The organism is Actinopolymorpha cephalotaxi (assembly GCF_013408535.1).
In the GTDB taxonomy this organism is placed as follows: Bacteria; Actinomycetota; Actinomycetes; order Propionibacteriales; family Actinopolymorphaceae; genus Actinopolymorpha; species Actinopolymorpha cephalotaxi.
The window spans coordinates 6,826,070-6,850,032 of sequence record NZ_JACBZA010000001.1 but is presented as its reverse complement, the minus strand read 5'-3'; the positions used below and the strand labels follow the sequence as shown (position 1 = coordinate 6,850,032).

Annotated in this window: 22 protein-coding genes and 4 pseudogenes; 13 read left to right on the top strand and 13 right to left on the bottom strand. The window is 65.0% G+C overall.

Annotated elements, in window-relative coordinates; genetic code table 11:
* Nucleotides 1-33 precede the first annotated feature (33 nt).
* The gene (locus FHR37_RS30720) at nt 34-561 is read left to right on the top strand and encodes a SigE family RNA polymerase sigma factor (RefSeq protein ID WP_092880014.1); all 528 of its coding nucleotides are present in this window, start codon (nt 34-36) and stop codon (nt 559-561) included.
* Nucleotides 558-1,838 (top strand): hypothetical protein, encoded by a 1,281-nt coding sequence (locus FHR37_RS30715; RefSeq protein WP_092880011.1) that lies wholly within the window; start codon nt 558-560, stop codon nt 1,836-1,838. Before FHR37_RS30720 ends, FHR37_RS30715 begins: the two co-directional genes overlap by 4 nt.
* A 19-nt stretch (nt 1,839-1,857) precedes the next feature.
* Here the strand turns inward: FHR37_RS30715 and FHR37_RS30710 are convergent, their stop codons facing one another.
* Entirely contained in the window at nt 1,858-2,385 is a 528-nt protein-coding gene (locus tag FHR37_RS30710; protein ID WP_139238770.1) for a GNAT family N-acetyltransferase, read from the bottom strand.
* Between the two features lie 384 nt (nt 2,386-2,769).
* Here FHR37_RS30710 and FHR37_RS30705 point away from each other — a divergent pair, with 384 nt between their 5' ends.
* Nucleotides 2,770-3,810 carry a zinc-dependent alcohol dehydrogenase family protein gene (locus tag FHR37_RS30705; RefSeq protein ID WP_092880005.1) on the top strand — a complete coding sequence of 347 codons (1,041 nt, stop codon included), beginning with the start codon at nt 2,770-2,772 and terminating at the stop codon, nt 3,808-3,810.
* A gap of 70 nt (nt 3,811-3,880) precedes the next feature.
* Here the strand turns inward: FHR37_RS30705 and FHR37_RS30700 are convergent, their stop codons facing one another.
* Together FHR37_RS30700 and FHR37_RS30695 are read right to left on the bottom strand one after the other, a co-directional pair.
* Complete coding sequence (locus FHR37_RS30700; protein ID WP_092880002.1) at nt 3,881-4,330, bottom strand: hypothetical protein; 450 nt, start codon at nt 4,328-4,330, stop codon at nt 3,881-3,883.
* Entirely contained in the window at nt 4,327-5,151 is an 825-nt protein-coding gene (locus FHR37_RS30695; RefSeq protein ID WP_175542298.1) for a hypothetical protein, read from the bottom strand. Before FHR37_RS30695 ends, FHR37_RS30700 begins: the two co-directional genes overlap by 4 nt.
* 403 nt (nt 5,152-5,554) lie before the next feature.
* Here FHR37_RS30695 and FHR37_RS30690 point away from each other — a divergent pair, with 403 nt between their 5' ends.
* Together FHR37_RS30690 and FHR37_RS30685 are read left to right on the top strand one after the other, a co-directional pair.
* Nucleotides 5,555-6,451 carry a serine hydrolase domain-containing protein gene (locus FHR37_RS30690; RefSeq protein WP_175542297.1) on the top strand — a complete coding sequence of 299 codons (897 nt, stop codon included), beginning with the start codon at nt 5,555-5,557 and terminating at the stop codon, nt 6,449-6,451.
* 4 nt (nt 6,452-6,455) lie between these two features.
* The gene (locus FHR37_RS30685; RefSeq protein ID WP_092879993.1) at nt 6,456-7,226 is read left to right on the top strand and encodes a class I SAM-dependent methyltransferase; all 771 of its coding nucleotides are present in this window, start codon (nt 6,456-6,458) and stop codon (nt 7,224-7,226) included.
* 66 nt (nt 7,227-7,292) lie between these two features.
* On the opposite strand, the gene FHR37_RS30680 is transcribed toward FHR37_RS30685, so the two are convergent.
* Together FHR37_RS30680 and FHR37_RS30675 are read right to left on the bottom strand one after the other, a co-directional pair.
* Entirely contained in the window at nt 7,293-7,745 is a 453-nt protein-coding gene (locus tag FHR37_RS30680; RefSeq protein ID WP_139238767.1) for a PepSY domain-containing protein, read from the bottom strand.
* 137 nt (nt 7,746-7,882) lie between these two features.
* Nucleotides 7,883-8,386, bottom strand: coding sequence for a GNAT family N-acetyltransferase (locus FHR37_RS30675; RefSeq protein WP_092879987.1), 504 nt, complete (start codon nt 8,384-8,386; stop codon nt 7,883-7,885).
* A gap of 92 nt (nt 8,387-8,478) precedes the next feature.
* On the opposite strand from FHR37_RS30675, the gene FHR37_RS30670 reads away from it, so the two are divergent.
* Both FHR37_RS30670 and FHR37_RS30665 read left to right on the top strand, forming a co-directional pair.
* On the top strand, nt 8,479-9,204 hold the full coding sequence (locus tag FHR37_RS30670; protein ID WP_092879984.1) for a PIG-L deacetylase family protein: 726 nt from the start codon (nt 8,479-8,481) through the stop codon (nt 9,202-9,204).
* A gap of 154 nt (nt 9,205-9,358) precedes the next feature.
* Nucleotides 9,359-10,600 (top strand): hypothetical protein, encoded by a 1,242-nt coding sequence (locus tag FHR37_RS30665; protein ID WP_237768520.1) that lies wholly within the window; start codon nt 9,359-9,361, stop codon nt 10,598-10,600.
* A 230-nt stretch (nt 10,601-10,830) separates the two neighbouring features.
* On the opposite strand, the gene FHR37_RS30660 is transcribed toward FHR37_RS30665, so the two are convergent.
* The 4 genes and pseudogenes from FHR37_RS30660 to FHR37_RS30645 form a co-directional block, all read right to left on the bottom strand.
* Nucleotides 10,831-11,061 carry a hypothetical protein gene (locus FHR37_RS30660; protein ID WP_092879977.1) on the bottom strand — a complete coding sequence of 77 codons (231 nt, stop codon included), beginning with the start codon at nt 11,059-11,061 and terminating at the stop codon, nt 10,831-10,833.
* Between the two features lie 59 nt (nt 11,062-11,120).
* A complete protein-coding gene (locus FHR37_RS30655) occupies nt 11,121-11,666 on the bottom strand; it encodes a hypothetical protein (protein ID WP_092879974.1) in 546 nt (181 codons plus the stop codon).
* A 415-nt stretch (nt 11,667-12,081) separates the two neighbouring features.
* The gene (locus tag FHR37_RS30650) at nt 12,082-13,296 is read right to left on the bottom strand and encodes an IS256 family transposase (RefSeq protein WP_179771057.1); all 1,215 of its coding nucleotides are present in this window, start codon (nt 13,294-13,296) and stop codon (nt 12,082-12,084) included.
* Nucleotides 13,266-14,172: pseudogene (locus tag FHR37_RS30645) on the bottom strand (IS5 family transposase). The gene FHR37_RS30650 and the pseudogene FHR37_RS30645 overlap by 31 nt, the downstream one beginning before the upstream one ends.
* A gap of 702 nt (nt 14,173-14,874) precedes the next feature.
* Here FHR37_RS30645 and FHR37_RS30640 point away from each other — a divergent pair.
* The gene (locus tag FHR37_RS30640) at nt 14,875-15,342 is read left to right on the top strand and encodes a toll/interleukin-1 receptor domain-containing protein (RefSeq protein WP_175542879.1); all 468 of its coding nucleotides are present in this window, start codon (nt 14,875-14,877) and stop codon (nt 15,340-15,342) included.
* Here the strand turns inward: FHR37_RS30640 and FHR37_RS30635 are convergent.
* Nucleotides 15,323-16,185, bottom strand: a pseudogene (locus FHR37_RS30635) (IS5 family transposase). The gene FHR37_RS30640 and the pseudogene FHR37_RS30635 overlap by 20 nt on opposite strands.
* A gap of 169 nt (nt 16,186-16,354) precedes the next feature.
* Between FHR37_RS30635 and FHR37_RS30630 the strand changes: the two are divergent.
* Both FHR37_RS30630 and FHR37_RS30625 read left to right on the top strand, forming a co-directional pair.
* The gene (locus FHR37_RS30630; RefSeq protein WP_139239096.1) at nt 16,355-17,299 is read left to right on the top strand and encodes a hypothetical protein; all 945 of its coding nucleotides are present in this window, start codon (nt 16,355-16,357) and stop codon (nt 17,297-17,299) included.
* Nucleotides 17,300-17,366: 67 nt separating this feature from the next.
* Nucleotides 17,367-17,862 (top strand): annotated as a pseudogene (locus FHR37_RS30625) (transposase); the annotation flags it as partial.
* A gap of 42 nt (nt 17,863-17,904) precedes the next feature.
* Here the strand turns inward: FHR37_RS30625 and FHR37_RS30620 are convergent.
* Both FHR37_RS30620 and FHR37_RS33580 read right to left on the bottom strand, forming a co-directional pair.
* Nucleotides 17,905-20,808 carry an NACHT domain-containing protein gene (locus FHR37_RS30620; RefSeq protein ID WP_175542678.1) on the bottom strand — a complete coding sequence of 968 codons (2,904 nt, stop codon included), beginning with the start codon at nt 20,806-20,808 and terminating at the stop codon, nt 17,905-17,907.
* Nucleotides 20,809-20,997: 189 nt separating this feature from the next.
* Nucleotides 20,998-21,540, bottom strand: coding sequence for an aldehyde dehydrogenase family protein (locus FHR37_RS33580; protein WP_237768975.1), 543 nt, complete (start codon nt 21,538-21,540; stop codon nt 20,998-21,000).
* A 52-nt stretch (nt 21,541-21,592) separates the two neighbouring features.
* Here FHR37_RS33580 and purH point away from each other — a divergent pair.
* Nucleotides 21,593-21,832: pseudogene (purH, locus tag FHR37_RS30610) on the top strand (bifunctional phosphoribosylaminoimidazolecarboxamide formyltransferase/IMP cyclohydrolase); the annotation flags it as partial.
* Between the two features lie 198 nt (nt 21,833-22,030).
* A complete protein-coding gene (locus FHR37_RS30605; protein ID WP_092886281.1) occupies nt 22,031-22,468 on the top strand; it encodes a hypothetical protein in 438 nt (145 codons plus the stop codon).
* A 43-nt stretch (nt 22,469-22,511) separates the two neighbouring features.
* Here the strand turns inward: FHR37_RS30605 and FHR37_RS30600 are convergent, their stop codons facing one another.
* On the bottom strand, nt 22,512-22,898 hold the full coding sequence (locus tag FHR37_RS30600) for a hypothetical protein (RefSeq protein WP_092886279.1): 387 nt from the start codon (nt 22,896-22,898) through the stop codon (nt 22,512-22,514).
* A 150-nt stretch (nt 22,899-23,048) separates the two neighbouring features.
* Between FHR37_RS30600 and FHR37_RS30595 the strand changes: the two genes are divergently transcribed.
* Nucleotides 23,049-23,945, top strand: a complete 897-nt coding sequence (locus FHR37_RS30595; protein WP_092886277.1) for a DUF4231 domain-containing protein — start codon at nt 23,049-23,051, stop codon at nt 23,943-23,945.
* Nucleotides 23,946-23,963 lie beyond the last annotated feature (18 nt).

Here is a 23,963-nt window from a genome sequence, read left to right as displayed (position 1 = left end):
GCGTCTCGGGCGTAGAGAACTGGAGGAGGCACGGTGGATGAGGAGATCGGGAGCTACGAGCTGTTCGTGGCGAACCGCGCCCAGGCGTTGCTCCGCTACGGATACGTGCTCACGGGGAACCCGCACGACGCCGCCGACCTGATGCAGGAGGCGCTCCTACGGCTGCGTACGGCATGGCCACGGGTCCACAACAAACGTGAGCCCGAGTTGTTCGTACGCACGACGATGGCCCGCCTGCACGTCAGCATCTGGCGGCGAATGCGGCGCGAGAAGCTCGTCGCCGCCACGCCCGAACAGGCGTACGTCGACAACTCCCACGAGAAGGCCGAGCTTCGCGACGCCATGTGGGAGGCGCTGAGCGCGCTGCCGCGACGCCAGCGTGCGGTGGTCGTACTGCGTTACTACGAATGCCTCACCGACGAGGAGATCGCGGACGTCCTCAACATCTCCCGCGGAACGGTCCGCAGTCAGGCGGCCCGGGCTCTGGACAAACTGCGGACCCGGGTCACTGGGCCCGCCGATCTGGTCGATGCCGGTACGAAGGAAGGAAAGCTGCGATGACACGGCAGGTGGAGAACCAACTCGTTCGCAGTCTCGAGGCCGCGGCCAGTCGTGCGCCCGCACCGGAGCCGGGCCTGCTCAACCACCTGGAACGCAAGGGGCGGCGCAGGCAGCAGCGTGCACAGGTCGCCCTCGCGGGCGGGGCCGCCCTCGCCGTGATCGCCGGTTCGGCGGTCGCGTTCAACAGCCGCGAGGAGACCGGAAACACCAACCTCGCGCCGGCCGCGCCGCAGGCGGCGGCGACCAAGGACCCGGCCCCCGGCCAGGACCCGGTGTCGAAGGCGCTGGGCGCCAAGCCCATCGACAAGGTGTGGCCCGGCGCCGTACACACCATCCCCAACAGGCTTCCCGACGGACGCAAGTTCAGGCCGCTGACCATGGCCGACTCGCACACGCTGCTGGTTTCGGTCGACGCCGGCTACGAGAACGCCGGCGAACTCCGGCTGTACGACCTCACGAGCAAGGCGACCCGCAAGGTCACCACGCTGAACGCACCCAAGGACACGAAGATCTTCGCGTCGGACTTCACCGTCGGCGAAGGCCACGTGGCGTGGTGGACGTCCCGCGACGACAACGGCCGGAGGAGCATCGAACTCTGGGCGGCCCCGCTGACCGGCGGTGACAGCTATCGCGTCGGCCAGGTGTACTCCGACGATGTCGTGCAGGCGATGACGGTCACCATCGCCGACGGCAAGGTCTACTGGTCCCTGAAGAAGGGCGGCGTCTACCAGGCACCGCTCTCCGGCGGAACTGCCGAGCTCCTCAAGGGAACCGAGAAGTCCGCACTGGTGCGGTGGCCGTGGGTGGGCAGCCCGCTGCCGAAGTCCTGGTCCGGGTCCGGGTCCGGCGACGTACCCGACCAGATCGCCTACCGCACCCTGCGCAACCTGCGGACCGGCGAGGTTCGGACCGCCACCGACAGGAAGGGAGCTTGGCTCTGCCGGGTGCAGTGGTGCGTCGGCGACTCCAAGGACGGCGGCGCCGTGCAGCGCCGCGACGGGACCGGCCTCCGCGCGGTCCCCGGTGCCGGCTCGGGGGTGGCGTCCTTCGGGTTCGCCATCGAGCCCGCACGGGATCGGTTCGTCTTCATCGGCGGATCACCGAGCTTCATCTACGACGTGGAGACCAAGAAGGCCGGACGGATCGCGGCCTCCGACGACGACGGCTTCCGCCTGCTGAACGACGATCGGCTCTACTACGCACAGACCAAGACCGGTTACCAGCTGGTCGACTTCGCGGCAATCGAGGCGTCAGGGGCGTCAGGACAGTCGCGCTGAACCTGCGGCGCCGTCTGGGTCAGGCGCAGGTCGGGTGGCCGGAACGCGCGGGCGTTCGGGCCACCCGTCCGTACGTGAGCCACAGTGGCTCGATCTCGTAGCCCAGTCGCAGGTTGGCCTTCAGCGACGCCTCGTTCACCTCCGCGCCGCCGGTGCCGAAGTGGCGTACGCCCTCCTGCCACAGTGTGCGGATGGCGTACGCCTTCACCGCCGTCGCCAGGCCCCGGCCGCGCTCGGCCCGGTCGGTCACGATGATCTCCGTACCCGCCCTGTCAGGGCCCTGTTGACGCATCACCGTCAACGCGCACAGGCGATCGGCGTTCCAGGCTCCGAAGGCGCGACCTGCTCCGATCAGGCCGGTGAACTCCTCCTCCGTGTACCGGTCGGGCTCGGTGGACGGCGTGGAGGGAAAGTCCGGCCGGTTCGCGGCATAGAGCCGATGTGCCGCGGCGGCATCGCGGGGGCCGAGCTCCCGAACGTCGTATCCCGCCGCGAGCGCCTGATCGGCGAACGCCCGGTACCGTTCGGGATCGGTCGCGTCCGTCAACTCGAGCTTGGCACCCCACGATCGGTGAAGCACTGCGTACCCACGAATCTCCAGCCGATCGCGAACCTCTCGGCAGACCTCCAGTCATCTGCGCGATGGTCGCCCAGGCCACGACCTCACCCTCGATCTCCCCGACGACCACCTGCCCGGTGCGAGCGACGTCGGCCGGGTCGGGGCCCGGTGAGCGGAGTTCTGGGAACGTTTGCCGCCACAGGGTGCGCAGCGTCTCGTAGTCACCGACCTGTGCCGATCTGAGCCGCACGGACCAACTCCGTTCACTGGGGTTCACTGCGGAAGGGACTTGCGACCCTGACCCGTTCGGACCGACGGCTGGCATGGTGGGCGAGGCGACACCAGCGGGGACACCGACGCGAGGAGCCGACGATGAAGGCACTGGTGTACGACGGGCCGGGCCGGCGCGCGTGGCGCGAGGTCCCGAAGCCGGAGCTGGAACAGGACAGCGACGCGATCGTACGGGTGGACACGGTAACCATCTGCGGGACCGACCTGCACATCCTCAACGGGGACGTGCCCGAGGTCGAGCCCGGCCGGGTGTTCGGGCACGAGGCGGTCGGCACGGTCGAGCAGGTCGGCTCAGCGGTGAGGATGATCCGGCCGGGCGACAGGGTGCTGGTGTCGTGCATCAGCGCGTGCGGCCGTTGCCGCTACTGCCGTACGGGGGCGTTCGGCCAGTGTCTTGGCGGGGGCGGCTGGATGCTCGGACATCTCGTCGACGGTACGCAGGCCGAGTACGTGCGGGTGCCGTTCGCCGACACCTCGACCTATGGCGTCCCGAACGGCGCGGCCGACGAGGCCGTACTCATGCTCGCCGACATCCTGCCCACGTCCTACGAGGTCGGCGTACGCAACGGCCGCGTCTCCCCCGGCGACGTCGTGGTCGTCGTGGGCGCGGGGCCGATCGGCCTGGCAGCGCTCACCACCGCCGCCCTCTTCAGCCCGAGCCACCTCGTCGCCGTCGACCTGGCCCCGACGCGACTGGACGCGGCCAAACGGCTCGGCGCCGACGTACTGGTCGGGCCGGGCGAGGACGCCGAGACGATGGTGGCCGAACTCACCGACGGTCTCGGCGCGGACGTCGCGATCGAGGCGGTGGGTGTGCCGGCCACGTTCGAACTGTGCACCCGCCTGGTCCGCCCCGGCGGGCACGTGGCGAACGTCGGCGTGCACGGCAAGCCGGCCACGTTGCACCTGGAAGACCTGTGGAGCCGCAACGTCACCATCACGACCGGCCTGGTGGACACGTACTCCACCCCGACCCTGCTGCGGATGCTGGCCGCGGGCCGGCTCGACGCCGACAAGTTCGTCACTCATCGCTTCGACCTGGACGAGATGGAACAGGCGTACGACGTGTTCTCCCGTCCGCAGGAGACCGGCGCCCTGAAGGTCGCCCTCCACCGCACCTGACCTCCGGATGCCCCGCCGGCCCCGAACCTGACGTGCGTCCGGGGCCGTCTTGGTCGTCAGCGGTCTCGCATCAGTGACGGGAGGAGGGATCCCCGCGACCCGCGTCACTGCTGCGGAGCAGGTAGCTGTCGAGTTGGTAACACGCCAAGGCCCCGAGCGAGGCCCCGAGGGCGACGCTCCCCAAGAAGAAGGCCGGGCTCTGCGAAGCACCGCTGCGGTTGAACACTGCCAGTGCCAGTCCGAGGACGCCGACCGCGACGATCACCAACTTGAGCACGAAGGAGCGCGGTATCGGCGAGGTGCTCCCGTGGAGGCGGATGGCACCTTCTGGAAACGCGGAGGTGAGAGACCGTTGTTCTGGGTGCGCTCGGTCCGCGACTTCGTGCTCGCCAGCACCCTCGATTTCGTCTCGAATGTCGGTAAGTGCCTCGCTGCGTGCCTCCGAGAAGTACGCGGCCGGCTCGTTGAGAATGCGCGAATATTGCTTCTCCAGGTCCTTCGCCAGAAGAATTTCGTTCACTGGACTGCCTCCTCCCCCGACCGATTGGCGGGAATCATCTTGCCAAACTCCCTGAACTTCTTGTCGTCCGCCAGCACAGCGCCGGTGAGCATCGCGAAGAACCGCGTGATGGTCGCGTCGATCAACGTGAGTTCGCCAGGCTTCAACGTATCGACGAACAACATTCCGCAGGGGACTTTTCCGACGATGACGGGTGCGGCGATGTAGGTCTTGTACGGCCCACCGCCATTGGGATCCCAACCCTCCGGCGGACTGATGTCGAAGTTCTCTACGAGGTCGTACCCCTTCGCTTGAGCACCTCGGGCGTACAGCACGTCGAACATGTGCCGCCCCTTGTCGGTGTCCTCGACAAACACCGTTCGAGGGCCCGGGAAGCGACCCACGAACTGCACGGGCTGCAAACTGCGGGGTGAGCCGTTCTCAAGCCTGTAGAAGCTCGCCCGTACCTGAGAGTCGTCGGAGTGCTTGGTGATTTGCGCCACTGCCTCCAGTATCGACTTCACGATGGACGAGTGGTAGCGGTCTCTCTTTCCCTTGTCGGCATTCCACATGACGCCGAGTTCGTAGGCGATGGGACCGAACGCGTTGATCATGGCCGTTCTCATGTCCGCAGCCGCCTTCTCGGCCTTCACCAACTCGCGGCGCCTGTCCTCCTGCACTCGAGCATGCGCCCGATCTCTTTTGACCTGCTCGATGGGCGGCACCGCGACGTTGACACAGCCACCAATGAGCGCGAGCCCTATGAAGAAGCCCTTCCTCCATCCATCGACGTCGCCGACAAAGCTACTTCCGATCGTGACCAGTCCCGCCCCCGCCACCATGACGCAGATTGTTGGAAATCCTCGCCACGGCCTTCTGAATGCCCCCCTCATCCGTTCCCCCTCCGTAACTCGGGGCCCGAACGGGCCCTCCCGAGCCAACTCGACCGGATGTCCGTGTAGTTACGGTAGCGAAGCAATCCGGACTCGGAGTAGCGAAAGGCGGAAACGGTGGGTGAGAGACAGCAGCGGCATCACCGGCTATACCGGGTCGCCGTTCCTGTCTATTGCCAGGCGCCAGTCGCTTTGGTGTGCAAGCTTGCACTATTTAAGTTGCGGTCAGGGCCGACCCTTGCCAACAATGCAGCTCCGCGACCGACCGCGACGAGGAGGTCCATTGGAAAGCCAAGTGGCCTGGACTCAGTGGAGTAGCACTCTCGAAGCAGCGATTCGGGCCGATCCTCGGATGGCCCAGACGGCCGACCTCGTTGTCCTGCAGGGCGGACAGCTCATCCACCGCGCCTCGTACGCTCCAGGACAACTGCGGGACTGCTTCTCGATGACCAAGTCCGTGCTGGCCATGCTGGTGGGCCTCGCCGTCGACAGCGGCGCCGTCACTCTCGAGGAATGCGTCGAGGATGACGCCACGGTCCGGGACTTCCTGACCATGACCCGAGGGGTCGCGAGCGACCCAGAGGACATCGACCGGGTGATGGAACTTCCGTCCGGGTGGGAGCAGGCGATCCGTGGCCGGACGCGCCGTTGGGCACCGGGTACACGGTTCTGTTACGACAACGAAGCCGCACACCTGCTGGCGATCTGGCTGAGCAGGCGCGTCGGCGACCTAGAGAAGTACGCCGCCGAGCATCTCTTCGGTCCCTTGGGTATCGACGAGGCCAAGTGGCTGCGCGACCCCGAGGGCTACTGCTTCGGCGCCGCACACCTGCAACTCTCCGCCGGCTCCCTCGCGACCCTGGGGCAACTTCTTCTTGACGGAGGTACGACGAGCACGCGAAGGGTCCTCAGTTCCTCCTGGGTGCAGGCGATGACGACGGCCTGGACCCCGGGCGGGCCGCCGGAGAACACGGGGTACGGCTACCTCACCTGGGTAGCTGACGACGGCTTCTTCTTCGGTGGCTGGGCCGGTCAGCACACCAGCGTCTTCCCGGCGTACGACCTCGTCGTTGTCACCACCGGTCTGCCGAGTCTCCTGCCCGCCGACTGGACGCCGGCCCGAGCGGCCGTACCCGCCCATCTAGCTTCCGCACCTTCCTGCTCGGCGTACCCCCTCCGGCTCGGCAGGCGGCCTGGGCGCGCCGCCCTGACCTCAGCCGGTCCGTCGACGCCGGACATGGGAGCATAGCCAGGTGTCTCGTTCCGTCTCCGGAGGAAGCGCCCGACCTTTCTATGGGGACTTCGGGTGGGCGTACGACCAGGTTGTCGCCACTCCGGAGGGATCATGGGTCGCGGAAGCTTGCGCAGCCCTTGATTCGGTTGGCATCGGACTGGGCGCGAAACTGCTCGACGCCGGCTGCGGGACGGGCCGCTACGCCGCGGCCTTCCACGCGCGTGGCTACGACGTCGACCTGGTGGATGGCTCACCTGAACTGCTCTCGCAAGCTGTCGAGCGGCTGCCGGGGGCCGATGCTCAGGTCGCAGACCTCCGTGAACTCAACCTGGGAAGACGTTACGACGGCATCGTGTGCCGCGGCGTACTCAATGACCTGATCAGGGACGAGGATCGGCAAGCCGTACTGGACAACTTCGCCGCACACGTGCGAACAGGCGGCGCCGTCGTCCTCGATGTCAGGGACCAGGACGGATCCGAACGTCGCTACAGAGACAACTTCCGCCTGGAGAAGGTGATCGACACTCCGCGCGGGACGCTGACCTTCAGAGCCGACGGAAGGTTCGAGCACGGTCTCCTCTACATTCACGAGCAACACGAACTACGTGCCGCTTCCGGGCCACCACGCCTTGCCGTCTACGACTTCACGATGCGCCCGTGGACTCACGCGGAACTGGATGAACGCGTTCGGTTGGCTGGGTTCCAGGTGCAGAGGATCGCTGACCTGAACGACAGAGGATCGGATGATCGGCTGCTCTGTCTGGCGATCCTGAGTGACGTCCCTGGGTGAGGGCCCGGGACCAACGGCTGCATTCGGCTGGACGGGGGCGGCACGGCGCGCCCCCGTCCGCCGCCCTCACCTGCCGGGTCGGCCGTGGTCGATGACGTCGAACGACTGGTCCAGATGTATCTCCGTCTTCGACCCGTCGGACTTGGTGACCGTGACCTCGTATCCGTTGCCGGACGCGTCGGTGGTCACCGCTCCGGCGGTACCGCTGCCAACGGCCTTGACGGCGACGGCCTTCGCCTTGGTGGCGTTGGAGCCGGTGACCGGCTTCTCCAGTGCCTCGTGGGCTGCCGTGCCGTGTGGGGGAAATCCTGCGCGCTGCTCGCCCTCGTTGGTCGGAGTCGGCGGCGAGTTGCCGTCGGCGACCGCGGTGGTACTGGTGCTATTCACGTTGGCGTTCGTTGCGGCGTTCGCCGACAGCGCGCCGGCGACCAGCCCTCCGCCGACGGCCCCGGCGGCCAACAGGCTCGCTGCGCCTACCCATCGAGCGATCCGGCCGTGGCTCCTGACTCGTTCGTTCATCGTTCCTCCTGAAATGTCACCGCCCAGACGGCGGCTCTACGGAGGAAACGATCCGTCTCGTACCTGTGACGAGTCGTGGAGTTACCTGTGTGGTGGCTTGGTGTTCGCACTCGTTGCTCTTCGCGAACGGCGTCCGCTCACGGCAGTTCGCGGGTGAGCCACACATGTTCGCCGCGGTCGTCGGTCGCGACGTGGCTGCGCTCGAAGCCGAGCTTCTCGAGGACCCGGAAGGACGGTGTGTTCCACGGACCCACAGTCGACCAGAGCCGCTTCCGACCCGTTGCGATCGCGGCGTCGACAACAGCCCTGGCCGCCTCGGTCGCATAGCCTTTCCCGTGCACGCGCTGGAACAACTCGTACGCGATCTCGGGCTCTTCGACGGTGGACCGGCCGACGAGGAGCCCGCAGTATCCGATGAAGTCACCGACGTCGCGGCGCCGGATGGGCAGCAGCGCAAGGCCTGTCCGCTCGACCTCGGCGAGTTGCTTCGCGATGATCTCGCGTACGTCCTCGATCGCCGGCGTACCGCCACCTCGTTCGGCATGGAGCTCACGAAGAGCGGCGGCATGGTCGAGGGTCCACGGGCGCATCGTCAGCCGCTCGGTCTCCAGGTGCAGCGCCATCGGCGGGTACTCGGCCATGGCGCGAGCTTAACGCCGGGCCTCGCCGGAGCCCGTCCACGGCGAGTCACGAGCCGTCGACAACGGACGACCACCGATGCCATGGTGGGCGCGTGGACGACCGAACCGAAGTACGCGATGTCACCCGGGTGCTGGCTGTCGCAGCGCATCCGGATGACCTGGACTTCCTCGCGGGTGGAACGATCGCCGGTTGGACGCGCGCCGGGCTCGAGGTCGCCATCTGCATCGTGACCAACGGGGACGCCGGCCAACTCGGCCAGACTCCCCGGGACCAGGTGGCCGCCGTCCGGCAGGCAGAAGCCCGCGCGGCCGCACGCGAACTCGGAGTCCGCGACGTCACGTTCCTCGGCTACTCCGACAGCCGGGTGGAGGTCACGCTCGCGCTCCGGCGCGACATCGCACGGCAGATCAGGCGGGTCCGGCCCGACCTCGTACTCACCTGGGCACCGGAACGAACCCGGGACTCCATCCGCAGCAACCACCCCGACCACCGCGCGGTCGGCGAAGCCACGCTGTGCGCGATCTATCCCGATGCCGCCAACCGCTTCATCCATCCCGAGCTTCATGACGACGAAGGCTTCCAGCCGTGGCGTGCGTCGCAGGCATGGCTGATGGGCGCCGCCGACCCGAATGCGTACGTCGACATCACCGACAACGTCGACGTCAGGGTGGCGGCGCTTCGCGCGCACGGCAGCCAGACGGGGCATCTCGACGACCTCGCCCAGCGAGTTCACGAGACGGCTGACAAGGCCGCGCTCGGCGCCGGGCTTCCCGCGGGCCGCCTGGCCGAGGTCTTCCAGGTCATCCCCACCACCTGACGAACCGCGAGGCGCGGTGGTCGCCAGGTCGTTGTTCCGGCTGGGCACGGACAGTGGGATGCTGTGCCCGCTCACGCGCCAGTGAAGGGGTTGGGACACGATGGTCCTGCGTCGGTGGATCTCAGGTTTCGTTGCGGCGGGTGCCGCGTCAGTCATGGTGCTGGGGGCAAACCCGGCGTTCGCGGCGTACAGCAGTCCGGTCACGGTCTCGTCGTCGACCTGGAACGCGACGAGCCCGGCGGTCGGCGTCGACCGTGAGGGCGACACGCTGCTGGCATGGACGGAGGTGTCCACCTCCTACCCGTACACGTACCGCCTACTTGTGCGGCAGCGGTCTCGGTCGGGTGTTCTCGGCTCGACGAAGGTGATCTCGCCGAGCGGCCAGGTGCCGAAGTCTCCCCGGGTGGCCCTCGACGACGATGGTGATGCGGTCGTGGTGTGGCAGGCCTACGCCGGTGACACCTACCGCATCTACGCCCGCAGGGTGTCCCGGACCGGCGTACTCGGACCGGTGCTGGCGATGTCGACGGCCACACCCAGGGCGTTCCTGGCCGATGTCGCCACCGACTCCGACGGCGACGCGCTGGTCGTATGGAACGAGCGCCGCTCCGACGGAACCTCCTGGCCGATGGTCCGACGCTTCCGCCGCGACGGCACCACCGGGTCGGTCACCCAGCTGACCCGGACGGCCCGCAATGCCGACGTGCCGGCCGTGGCGATCGATCGCCAGGGTGACGCGCTCATCGGCTGGGCCGACGACAACGCGATCTATGCCAGGACGCTGTCCTCGACCGGCGTCTACAGCCTGGTGCGTACGGCGTCTCCGGCACTCAGCCCGATCGACGGCTACTCCAGCGCCCGCGTTGCGGTCGACCGCTACGGCAACGGCATCGTCGCCTTCCGACGGAGGGACGCGGCTACGGGCCATTCGGCGCTGTGGTCACGTGGGGTGTCGCCGGTCGGCGATCTGGGGGTCTCGCGGACGCTCTCGCCCTCCACCGACGAGGTGTCGAACCACGTGGTCGCCAGTGACCTCGATGGCGATGTTGTCGTCGTCTGGGACCGAACCGACGCGACGGCTCTCCACGCGCGCCGGATCACCCGTACCGGCACGGTGGGGTCGGTCGTCCAACTCGGCATCGGTCGTGAACCCGACCTTGCCGTCGACGACGACGGCGACGGCGTAGTGGTCTGGCAGGGACGCAATTCCGCCAGCACGGTCAACACCATTCAGACGGCCAGAGTCAGTAGCGGCGGAACGTTCGGCAGCGCGGCCACCATCAGTTCCAACGGCGAGGCGCCGCGCCTGGACGCGACACGTACTGGCGGGGTCGTCGTCGCGTGGGAGCGGATGTTCACCGTCACCCGCGGCATCCAGGTGACCAGCGGGCCGTGACGGCGCCACGCCGGGATCCTCGCAGCGGAACCTGGTGTCCTACTGGGAGCCGGCGAGGGGACCTGAAACCCCACCCGCCCGACTTGGGCTCGGAGGGTTGTCTTAGCTTGCGATATCTGACAATCGTCAACGCTGCTTGGCGGATCGTCGGCCTGGCGATATGCGTCGTCTGCCGTCGATCGGTGTCGATGGGCGTCCAAACTGGGAGTTAAGTGGGACGCTCGCCTTGCTCAGCGGATGTCGTCGCGTTGCGACGGCGCCTTCCACTCCATCCTTCCGCTGTGCGTCTGAACCGACTCACCGGGTTCCTCGTCAGGCTCGCGGATCGCGACGAAGAGGGCAAGCAAGAGTGCCAGGACGGCGAGGACCAGCAGGACCACGCCAGCAAGAGGGTTGCCGAGAAACGCGAGTTCGACGATCCCGGCGACTGCCACCGCGGCGATCGCGCCGAGGATCAGCACTGCTAGTGGTGTCCTACTCATCGCTGCGCATCGCCCTTCCGTGGGGTGGCCCGACCCGCTCAGTGCAGCCAGGTCACCTTGGCGAGGTCGGTGGTGAGTTCGACGGACTTCCAGCCGGACAGGTCCTGGCCGCTGGTACTGGCGGCGTAGAAGGTGACGATGGTCCGTCCGTGGCGTCGCTTGATGGCGTGTGGACTGGCGTGGCACGCCGCCTCCGGCTTCGGACCGGCGTACTCGACGCAGAGCTGGACAGCTGGGAGCCCTCCCCGCGCCTGGACGCCTTCGGTAGGCGTGAAGCCCACTTCGCGGGCGTCAGCATGCGCTGGGGTGTCGTCGGGCTCGCCGGGTTCGTCGGGGGCGTTGAGATCGATGTAGCCGTAGTTGCTCGCGGAGTCGTACCCGGATGGGAGGGTTACCGGCAACACCATGGGTACGCCTTCTGCCTGGTCGCGCTGGTCGGCGACGTACTCACGACTCGAACGGTCTGACTCGCGGATGGTGCTCACCACGTCTCCGCCGAGCAACAGGAACCAGCCACTGACGGCGGTGACGACGGCGAGGGCGATCCAGACGGAGTGGGATACGCGCCGGCGGGGCTGGTCCATGGCGTGATCATGACATCGCCCTGGCGCTCCCGGAAGCAGAATCCGCAGCTCGGAGGGCTGGCGGGTTTGGTGGCCTGATACGGGTCTCAGCTGCGCGGCAGTAGCCGGCGAGTGTTGGGGGTTCGGCCTCGTGCGCCTCCACGCGCGTCTTCGCAACCGTGCGGCGAGCGGTTCATCGACAGCAGCCATTGACAACAGGCCGTGCCGAGCAAGATGAAGCCCAGGCCAGAAAAGGCATCTGACCTGGGCTTTCGTGTTGAGCCAGCGAGGGGACTTGAACCCTAACCGCCCGATTACACGAGCGACGCCACGCCGTCCATGGTCAGTTTCACGCTTGCTGACCTGCATCTTTGCCTGTCTGGGGTCAAGTCCATTGGCGTGGTGTAGCGGTCGTGTCGCGTGATCTCTTCGTGGGTTAGGCGCTGAGCGCCTTGAGGTCGGTGTGGGTCACCTCCTCGGAGACGATGTCGTTGCGGGCTTTGGCGAGGAGGTCCAGGCCGAGGTAGCGGCGGCCTTCGATCCATTCGTCGTGTTGTTCGGCGAGGACGGCTCCGACGAGGCGGATGAGGGAGTTGCGGTCGGGGAAGATCCCGACGACGTCGGTGCGGCGGCGGATCTCGCGGTTCAACCGTTCTTGGGGATTGTTGGACCAGATCTGTCGCCACAGCTGCTTGGGAAACGTGGTGAACGCGAGCACGTCGGGCCGTGCGGCCTCGAGGTGGTCGGCGACCTTGGGCAGCTTGTCGCCCAAGGCGTCCAGGACGCGGTTGAACTGGTCGTGCACCGCGGCGGCGTCGGGCTGGTCATAGACCGAGTGCAGCAGGGTCCGCACCCACGGCCAGGACGCCTTCGGGGTCACAGCCATCAGGTTGGCGGCGTAGTGGGTGCGGCACCGCTGCCAGGCCGCGCCGGGCAGGGTCGCCCCGATCGCTGCGACCAGGCCGGCGTGGGCATCAGAGGTCACCAGCCCGACACCGGACAGGCCGCGGGCGACCAGCCCACGCAGGAATCCCAGCCAGCCCGCGCCGTCTTCGGCGGAGGTGACGTCGATGCCGAGGATCTCTCGGTGTCCGTCGGCGTTGACACCGGTCGCGACGAGGGCGTGCACCCCGACGACCCGGCCACCCTCACGGACCTTCAGCACCAGGGCGTCCATCGCGACGAACGTGTAGGGGCCGGCGTCCAAGGGCCGGGTGCGGAACGCCTCCACCTGCTCGTCCAGCTCCGCAGCCATCACGCTGACCTGGGACTTGGACAGGCGGGTGATGCCGAGTTGTTCGACGAGTTTCTCCATCCGCCTCGTCGACACCCCGAGCAGGTAACAGGTCGCCACCACCGACGTCAGGGCCCGTTCGGCCCGGCGGCGCCGTTCCAGCAGCCAGTCCGGGAAGTACGAACCCGAGCGGAGCTTGGGGATCGCCACGTCGATCGTGCCGGTGCGGGTGTCGAAGTCACGGTGACGGTAGCCGTTACGGGAGTTCGTCCGGTCCGGGCTGGCCACCCCGTAGGGTGCGCCGCAGACCGCGTCGGCTTCGGCACCCATCAGCGCGTCGATGAACGTGGACAACAACTCGCGCAGCAGGTCCGGCGACGCAGCAGCTAGGGCGTGTCTCCCAGTTCGCGTAGCCAGGTGATGATCGCGCCGAGTACGACGCCGCCGCGGTAGGTCAGGGCGAGCTTGTCGTACCTGGTGGCCAAGCCTCGCCACTGCTTCAGGACGTTGAAAGAACGCTCGATGACGTTGCGCCCCTTGTACGCCTCGGCGTCGAACGTCGGTGGTCGGCCACCCTTGGAGCCCTTGCGTTTGCGGTTTCCTGTCTGGTCGGACGGTTCGGCGATCACGGCGGTGATGCCACGGGAGCGCAGCAGCGCCCGGTTGCCGCGGGAGGAGTACGCCTTGTCCGCCAGGACCGCGTCGGGTCGGGTCCGCGGGCGCCCTCGACCCTGCCTGGGTACGCGAATCGCCTTGAGCAGGTTCGCGAACATCGGCGAGTCGTTGGCCTGGCCGGGCCCGAGCAGCAGCACGAGCGGGCGGCCCTTGCCGTCGCACAAGTGGTGAATCTTCGTGCTCAGGCCTCCGCGGGAGCGGCCGATGGCGTGGTCAGCCGGCTCGATCCGCAGATTCGTGTGATTCGACAGTTCCCCCTGTGCCAGTGGCGGGCCTGGTCAGGTTGGTGCCGTGCTGGTGCGCGCGGTTGATCGTCGAGTCCACGCTGACCGACCAGTCGATGTCACCGGCCGCGTCGGCGTGCGCGAGCAGCGCGGTGTGGATCCGGTCCCAAGTGCCGTCGCCGCAGAACCGGCGATGCCGCTTCCAGACCGTCTGCCACGGCCCGAACCGCTCCGGCAGGTCACGCCAGGCGATGCCGGTCCGGAACCGGTACACGACACCCTCGACGATCCTGCGGTGGTCCCGAAACCTGTTGCCCCGCTTGCCGTCCGAGGACGGCATCAAGGGCTCGATCAGCTCCCACTGGGCATCGGACAGCACGGCTGAACGCGACATCGGTCAACCATCGCAGCCCGGAAGGCCGACATTCGGGAGACACGCCCTAACTGCTCATGCAGGAACCGGTCAGGGGTCATACTGGGCTTGGCGGTCATCGCGAAGGTCTCCTTGAGCTTGAGCGGGAACTCAGTTCGAAGGATCACGCGATGACCGCCCTACACGTCTACGACACGCCCATCAACAAGGCGCCTGCGGTACACCACTTTGATGGACGCCACTCTGTCTGGACTGCCGTGACCGGAGCGCTGCAGCTCCGTTTCATTGACAGAACCATTGACACGCCCCTACCCAGTTCGGTCATGAGCAAGGCATGGATGGCCTCCCACCGAGTCAGCCGAGCGGAACTGCCACTAATCGACGTGCTGGCCGAGTGGTGTGCCTTGGCGGCCCTAGCGGGGCCACCGAGATCGAGGCGCTCCTGGCGGTCCGGCGGAGGCCTTTCGATCGGCAGCCGCCCCCTGGGCGCAACGCGGTGGTTGGTCGGTGAGTTCTGGCTCGGTGGGGTTGAGGTCAACCCGAGATACCAACCAAACCGTCCCAACGGTTGGGCACCACGCGGTAGCCACCCGTAGCGCCGCCTACGAACGGACCAACTGAGTAGAGCATCGGCACGGCATGCACGTGGCAAATCATGGTCGAAGCGACTGTATATACGCCGGAGGTGTACGGCGCACGGTGCCCGTCATTAGGGTTCTCGTCATGACGATCTCCAATGAGGCGGCCGGCCACGCCTTCATTTCCTACGTCCGCGAGGACGTCGACCGGATGCAGGACATCGTGAGCGCCCTGAAGGCGGCCGACATCCCGGTCTGGACCGACAAGATGAAGCTGTCGCCCGGAGAGGACTGGAAACTCACCATCCGCAAGGCGATCCAGCGCAACGCCCTAGCGTTCCTCGCGGTGTTCTCTAGTAGCAGCCAGGCTCGAGACCAATCCTACCAGCACGAGGAACTTCTCCTCGCGGTGGAGCAGTTCCGGCAGCACCCCCCAGGACGCGTGTGGCTGATCCCCGTGCGCCTGGACGACTGCAAGCTTCCTGACTACGACCTCGGTGCGGGGCGCACGCTCGACTCGCTTCAGCGAGTTGACCTTTTCGGCGAAGACGCCAAGGACGAGACGATCCGCCTAGGGCGTGTCCTGCGGATCTTCATCGCAGGAGCAGGATGAGGCAGGCGATGAGGACTTCGGAGCGGTAGTAGGCGGCTCTTTTGGCGTAGCGGGTGGCCAGGCCGCGGAACTGCTTGAGGCGGTTGAAGCAGCGTTCGACCACGTTGCGGTCCCGGTAGATCTCGGCGTCGAACGCTGGTGGGCGCCCGCCGGCTTGGCCGCGTTGTTTGCGGCGTTGGATCTGGTCGGCCCGCTCGGGGATGGTGACCTTGATTCGCCTGCGCCGTAAGGCTTTGCGGGTAGAGGGATGGGAGTAGGCCTTGTCGGCCAGCACTCGCCCGACCTGCACCCGCACCCCGTCAATCCGCAGGTCGGAGATCTCATCCAGCAGCGGCAGCAGTTGAGGGTTGTCACCCGCCGGACCCGGGGTGAGGATCACGCTGACCGGCAGCCCGGCGCCGTCGACGGCCAGGTGCAGTTTGCTGGTCAGCCCGCCCCGGGACCTGCCCAGGGCTTCTCCGGGTATGGCGAGGTCTTCGATCCAGTTCGCGCAGCCCCCTTTTTCCGGGCCCCAGCAGCATGCTGGTGTGCCCGGATGTAGGTGGAGTCCACGCTGATCACCCACTCGACCTCACCGATCGAGTCGTCCTTGGTGACGACCTCGCTCATCAGCGTGTCCCAGGTGCCGTCCGCGGTCCATTTCCTTAACCGCTCATGGGCTGTCTTCCATGGCCCGTAGCGTTCTGGCAGGTCACGCCACGGCGCCCCGGTACGCAACTTCCACAAGATGGCGTTGACCACCTGCCGATGGTCACGCCACCTGCCACCAGGCGTTCCAGCGTCCGGCAACAACGGCTCAATCCGCGCCCACGCCCGGTCAGTAACCTCACCCCGTCCAACCACCCACACATCGTGACCGAACGATCACCGAAGATCCGCAGGACACGCCCTAGTCACCGCCGTCCTTAGAATTCTGGGTGAGGGAGCAGTCGATAGCGCGTCCATCAAGGCGTCGCTCACCCAGGCCGATCAAGGCTCCCGCGGCTCACTTCTCGCGTCCGCCATCAAATCGATGCTGATGGAGCCGAGCCGGCAGATCGAGCTTCACGATTTGGTGCAGTCCGAGGCTGACCGGGCACGTTTTGAACTCCGCAACCAAGAGCTTTTCCCCGAAAACATCGCCCTGACCTCTGACGTGCCCAGCGCGCGCAGGGTCGTTGATCGCTTCAACGCGTATTGGTTGACCGTAGAGCCGCTAGCGAGCGCCCTCGTGACCGGCTGTGCGTGGGGCAGTGGCGACCATGCCGCCCTCTGGACACAGGCGGTCCGGGCGGTCGCCTCGACGGTGGACGGGCCAAGGTCGGGAAACACCTATCTGCTCGCCATACAGGAGTATCCGGTCCAGGCGCTCGTGTACGCTGCCGCGCTCGGCGCAATGGCACGGAAGAACTACACCTCCCTCAAGGCGGTCACGGTCGATCCGACAGTGCGGTACAACCGCGACCGCAACTCGGTCATCAGCTACATGGCGCCGCACTACGTCGAGTCGTTCAAGATCGCAGCGAACCTCCTTGCGGTCACCACCAACGGGGCGAAGGTCGAGGACAGCGCTGTTGCCGACTGGTTCCAGCGTGGCGGCATGCGGCATACGCCGATCTCAGACCACTTGCACGACCTGCTTGCGCCGCTGTTAAAAGATCTTGTGCCGGACCAGGAAGACTACAGTGACTTGTTCGATGAGACGGAAGTTCTTCTGGGTGCGCTGGCCGTTGATGCATACCTCCAGGCACAAAAGGAGAGCCGGTACGTCGGCCGCCAGTGGTACGGGCGGTTCACCTGGAGGTACCGACACTCGGACCGCCCACTACACCACCGGATCCAAGCAGAGTTCGAGGCGCAAGGTTCGAATTGGCCGCCCCTGAAGGCCGGGCTCTTCGATGGATCAGCGGAGCGCGCCGCAGCCGCGCTTGACGAGTATTGCGACCGAGGCGACAGGGTCGTGGAGTCTCTTTGGTGACGGCACCGGCTTCGACACATAGGATCTTCGATCCCAGGTTTCACGTAGGGTCTGCCGCATAGACCAAATGTCACTTATCCGTGCAGCAGGTCCGTCGGCTGCGTCGCCGGACCTGCTGCACGAGCTGTTGTCCACGTTCATCGACGCGTTGATGGGCGCGGAAGGCGACGCGATCTGCGGCGCCCCCGATGGCCAGCCGAGCCCGAACGGTACGAACTCCCGCAACGGCTACCACCACCGCGACTTCGACACCCGTGCCGGCACGATCGACGTCGCGATTCCCAAGCTGCGGTCCGGCTCCTACTTCCCGGACTGGCTGGTGGAACGCCGGCGCCGGGCCGAACAGGCCCAACGAGCGTGGTAGCGACCTGCTACCTGCTGGGGGTGTCGACCTAGCGGATAGAGAAACTCGTCGAACAATCTGCATACCCCGCCTGTCCAAGTCCCAGGTGTCGGTGATGGCTGCGGAGCTGGACGAGCAGGTCGAGGCGTTCCGCACCCGGACACTCGACGCCGGCCCCTTCACCTTCGTCGCCATGGACGCCCTCATCCTGAAAGTCCGGATCGTCTGCAGCACTTAGCCAGCGCAGCTGCCCATTTGTTACCTAATCGTCTTCGTCGTCGTCTTCAGACTCCACTAGCTGCACAGCCCCCCTTGCCCACCGGACATACCAATGCGGGTAATCGCGCGGCCCAGCGAGCTCCGCTCGACATTCCGTTAGGCTCAGTACTCGGATATTTCCATCTGTCAACTGTTCTGGATCGCCAGCGTGATCTCCTAGGAGATATCCCCGGGTAACACAAAGCGATAGCAATTCGACACCCAGTAAATCGCTGCAAGCCTCATGATATGGCCCGACCGAAGTGGAATACTCGTATGTTACAAATCCCATCCACAGCCCTAGCGAACTTACCGCAGGTTCCATCTCTGTTTCTAGAACCCCCGCGCCCCCGCGATGCGGCCAAGACGTAACCCGATCTCGCAGGACGGAATTGAGTTCACTAGCAAATTCTTCTGTTACTACATCTCCAGCTGCTCCATGTAGGTATTCAGCCACGCCGAGTAAGTGTCGAGCGTCGTATTCGGTCGGTTGATTACCCAATAGGAGTCGTTCGAAAGAACGTAGCGTGGCGCCTGCTACCGGGTGTCCGAACGCTCTAGTAGTCAAAGTCAGAGGACGGTCATCCATCCACGTACATAACCCCGCTTCGACGAGGTAGTGGATTAGTGCCATGTCATCAATTTCTGAGACATAGTCCGCGACAACTTCAGCGATCTCGGCTACGAAAGTGCCCCACTCCTCTTGATAGTTCACGGCGCCTTCACTTAGATACACCCTGGCCCATCGTTGCAGAAACTGCGTTGCCGGTCGGCTCAATATCTCAGAGCCTTCGACGCCCTCCTCTTGGAGCTCTTCGACATCAGACGTCAATAAATTGATGAAGCGCTGCCGAGGATCCCTGTAAAGTTCCAGAATGGCAACAAAAGTTGGCAAGAATAAATCTGGGCCGAATTGTTGCCACTGGTCAAGAGTCCGACGAAAGAGCTTCTCCGTGATCACAGCATTCACGGGTGAGATATTGATTATGCGTAGACATAGAGGCAGGAAGGGGTCGGCGACCTTAGTGGACTTTCGTTCGAGAAGGCCCTCAATAATATCGCGCGCCCCGTGGCTCCGATGAGCTTCGGCTGACTGAACAATCAAGTCAGGCAATACCGAACTCGCATCTTGCCTATAAACCTCGGCCACTCGATCTATTATTTGATCGATGCTCTGAGTTTCTCGCACGAAAGACTCGGCGGCGAAGAACTCCATGAAGGTACGGTGCGTGAAAACAAACAACCTTTGGTTCCGGTCATTGGTACCGGAAACAGCCAATAGCCACGCGCGGCCGGCGCAGAACTCTAGGAAATCCCGCGCACGCTTCTGCGCTTCGGTCGGCAGAACTCCCGCAGTATCGACGAAGAACGTACTGATTACCTTCTCGATCTGCCTCTCTTCTACGCCACTCTGCGCACTTCTGCTTTTATAAAACCATCCAGCAATCTCCTGCATTAACGTCTCGCCATAATGTTCGTGATCATATGGCTGCGCTATATGACGCATAGAATCCCAGCGACGAAATAGGAGGTCGGCACAAGCCGCGTACACCTGCCTCCTGTTCCTAGGGATGTACCCTCGCGCTCTGAAAAGAATACAGAGAAGGGAAAGCATCAATGGATTTGCCCGAAGATCTGGAATTGATTCGAGTTCACTAATGAACTTTGTCAGATCACTTTTGGGCCGTCCAACAAGCTTGAACCATCGCTCCGAGTAGTCTTGAACTTGCTCGTCGGTGAAGGCCTTCAGATGGTAGCGATCAAAAAACTTGTGATCAAACCGAGCCTGACCGTATCCGACGTTACGGCTAGTAGCTAGGACGGTGCACAGTGGGTACTGGCGGGAGAAGCTCTCTATTTCGCGTATAAGATCTCGTCGGAGCCCTAGGTCGAGAACCTCATCGATACCATCTACGACGAAAATTCCCCTCCCCATCACCAAGATGTCTTCGACGCTAGCCGTCGATAGTCGGAGGTTGAAGCGCTTCGAAAGGACTCGGCGCAATTCGTCAATAAGCGGAAGATACCCACTGCTTGCATACTCACGCCCCCTAATTACAAGTGGCGCCACAATGTCAAGTTCGGGTCTCGAACAAATAGTCCGAATTGCATGCTCCGTGAAGGTGCTCTTCCCGACACCTGGGTCGCCTGTGACGATCCACCTCAGCCGCCGCTCCGGCTGTAGCAGTTGGGAGCTGTCCACGTCGCGGCCAGTTCTTTCGGATAACAACGTCCTTTCAATATAGAGATCGGCCATTTCATATCGATGATCTTCTTGCGCGTGCTCCAATCTCATTTGCGAGTAATGATCCCTCAGCTGAAGTCTAATATCTGAGATGTGTTGACTGATCGTGAGAAGTCTAGTCAAGTCGCCTGAGATGTCAGCGACTTCGCGCAGGTATCGGGGAGGGGTCGTTCGAAGCTCGCCGGAGACGTGCGCCCCGTCCACCAGATTCCTAAGGTCGTCAAGATCGTCCTGGCTACCGTCGTCGACGATCTCAGCTACGGGTAGCACCTCGTCCACGAAATTGGTTAGGCGGTCCCATACGTCAGGCGCCATAGAGTGCCACGGATCTGCGTCATCGCTGTGGTGTTTTGCAAGTTGGCAAAACGCTCTGTTTAGGTCCTCTCTGATTTCCGTCACCGGATAGCCGTCTTTTTCAGCCAGTTGGCATAGGAAATAGGAGCGTATTAGCCCTTGAACTTCCGGACTCTTCAGAAATTTTACAAATATCTGCATATGGTTGGAGCCTAAGAGGCCAACTATCTCGCCTGAAGCGTCCCGGACCGCGATGGCAACGTCTTCTACATTCAAATAATCGGGTTTCGGTGTCCGTCCCACCTGGCGTGCCGCAACCATCGCAAGCTCGCCAAGCATTTTCGCGATTACCGCTTCAGTGATAGCCATCTGACCCCCCCGGGTAGCACATGAAGATGAGATGATCTTGGCATGGTTCGGGCAGCTTGGCAGGCTCATCCCACGAATAGCACTTCGATCCACAAGTCGCGCCGTGCTCCGAGCTGCACTACGACTCGAACTCCCCCGCCGTCCCGGCTTGACTTCGGAGCAGAGGTAGGTAGGCGCGCTGCGACTAACTCAAGCGGTGGAGTTCCTCTCCGCCCCCGTTGCCCCGTTGCCCCGTTGCCCCGTTGCCCCGTTGCCCCGTTGCCCCGTTGCCCCGTTGCCCCGTTGCCCCGTTGCCCCGTTGCGACGGCCGACCCTCGCATGGACGGTGCCTTCCCGGTCGTTCTCTCGTCGATCGGGCACCCGCAGGGGAAACGCCGGTTCTGGTCGGATGCAAGGGCTCGTAGAGCGACCGAGCGGAGCGAGGCTTGGCCCTTGCAGCCGGGCAGGTTCGGTGCTTGGCTCCGCTGCCCGATCGATGAGAGAACGACCCCCTCCCAACCACCTACGGAGCCGGTGCCTCGTGGCTCTCGGAGAGAGGGTCGGGGGTGCGGGGGGCGGAGCCCCCCGGATGGCATGCGGGGATATGGGCGATGGTGAAGATGAAGTCGGCGAACGCCGTGACGGCCGTGTGCAGACGTGGCCCTGGTTGAAGAAGATGCCGTTGACGATGCCCTCCACGGCCTGGTCCAGCGGCGCGTCGTCCAACACGACGTTGGCGGCCTTGCCGCCCAGCTCGAGGGTGACCTTCTTCGGGGTGCCGGCGACCGAGCGGGCGATCGCCTTCTATCCGTTCGCGGAGACGGTCGCCTCCGGCGCCGGTCCGGACGAGGTGGTCGAGCAGATCGACATCGGTGGCCCGGCGATGACCCGTGCGGCCGCCAAGAACCACGCCAGTGTCGCGGTGGTCACCTCCCCGCAGCGGTACGCCGACGTGCTGGCCGCGGTCGCCGCCGGCGGTTTCACCCTGGACCAGCGGCAGCGGCTCGCCGTCGAGGCGTTCGTGCACACCGCCACCTACGACGTGCCGGCAGGCCGCACGGGGAAGGGACGTCGGCATGAACGTCTCGCGGGTGCGGCAACGGCTGGACTACACCGCCCGGCCGACCACCGCTCGGCGGCGGCGAACGCCTCGGGGTAGTAGGCCGTTCGCGGCCGCGACGTCGCTGTCGGTGGCTGGAGTGAGACTGTGGTTCTTGGAGCCAGCTTGTGGAGGTGTGCGGCGATGGCGGTCACGGACTTGTATGTGCGGATCCCGGGTACGGCGCGGCCGACTCGGCAGCAGGTACAGGGTGCGTGGGCCGGCGTGGTGCGGCTTCGGCTGGAGTTTGAGTACCCGTCGATTGTTGGTGCTTATGCGGCGGCGGAGTGGGTGTTGGAGCTGACGGACGTGCGCCCGATGCGTCGGCTGGGGTTGACCATGGGGGATGTGGCGCGGCTGGCCGTCCGGGCGGACCGCGCACTGGTACGTACCGCCAATCAGTCTGCTGTCTCCGACGAACTACTCCTGGCGGTGGAGGTGTTGGAGGGCCGTCGGCGCGGGGATGAGAGCTTCACGCTGGGCGTGTACTCCTGGCTCGCGTGGTGGCTTGGCGTTCGGGATCTGCCGGAGCAGTTCGTGCCCGGTTCAGAGCCTTCGAGCAGCTGCTCGCGACCTGAGTAGGCGAGTCCAGGGCTGACGCACCCGTGACTCCCGAGACGTAGGATCAGTCGAGCGGAGTGGACAGGTCGAGGTCTGGGGCTGGCGTAGCTGCGGTAGCCCGCACGTCGGCCTGGTCGTCGACATGCCAGCGGGCGAGCTCGGCGTCGCGGGCGTCCTCGGCGTCGCGGGCGTCCTCGTGGGCTCGCTGCTGGTCGAAGTGCTCGCGTTGACGGATTTCGGTTAGGGCGCGTTGGGCGCGGGCTACGGCGTCGGCGGTCTGGTCAGGGGTGGGCACGGTGGTCCAGTCGTCGCCGGCGTCTTGTTGGTGTGCTTGCTCGTCTGTGGCCCGCGCCCGGATGTCGACCGGTCCCGCCTCGGGATCGGCCTGCGTCTCGTCGGCGCCGCCTACGGAACCTTGCCCGAGTGAATCAGTTCCACGACATGTAAGCATGGCAGTCCCCTCGGTCGACGTCGACGGAGGCCAACCACGGTCCTCAGCGTCGACGACCTCACCAACTGAACAGCAGCAACAACTACGCACTGACTGACCGCAGCGCTACCCTTTGTGATCAGCCGTTGGCCTTAGGGGAGGACCCGGAAGATGGATCGCGTTATCCGAAGGAATAGGTCACTCTCAAACGCTGGAGACCTGCCCAGCCTGTACAGCGCCGGAGACACCACGTCCAACTCGGCGCAAGGCAGCTACCTGACGGCGACTGCTCTTCGTTCAGTGCTAGCAATAGCTGCAGCGGCAGTATCTGTAGTGTTCGCCGATAGCAGCCGTGAGCTCGCGTTCGTCGTAGCGATAATTTTTCTCTTAATATTTGGTGTTGAGGCATGGCTTTGGGCGGTTAGGCCCGAGCGGCGATGGTACGACGGCCGCGCAGTGGCGGAGTCAGTCAAGACTTTAGCCTGGCGCTTCTCGGTTTGCGGCCTCCCGTTCGCACAGGACCACCAGCTGGCAGAGGACATCCTGCTCGATCGCCTCGAAAGGCTACTAAAGGATGCTCCGGCTACCGGCATCCTTCCGTCCAGCGGACCAGTTATCACTGAGGCAATGCTGAGGCTTCGGGAAGAGCCTCTCGATGTACGGCGAACCATATACATAAACGAACGGGTCGACGGACAGTGCGCTTGGTACAGGATTAAGGCAAGGCGACATTCCCGCAGCTCCGCTGTCTGGCGCGGGGTAATGCTTTCCACTGAGCTGGCAGCAATAATCCTAGCTGTAGCAAGGGGCGCTGGCTGGATACATTTAGACCTAGCCAGCGTCGCCGCGTCTGTCGTGACTGGAGCTGCCGCGTGGCTTGCCGTCTGCCAGCATGAGGCGCTCGCACGGGCCTACACCTTCGCTCACGGTGAATTGTCAGTCGCTCGCGAGCGGCTGAACCGAGTGCAAGACGAACCAAGTTGGGGAGCGGAAGTCTCCGATACAGAGGAAGCGATTAGCCGCGAACACACCATGTGGCATGGCTCAAGATCCTTTACGACAATGTAGTCAGTGGACGATGCGCGG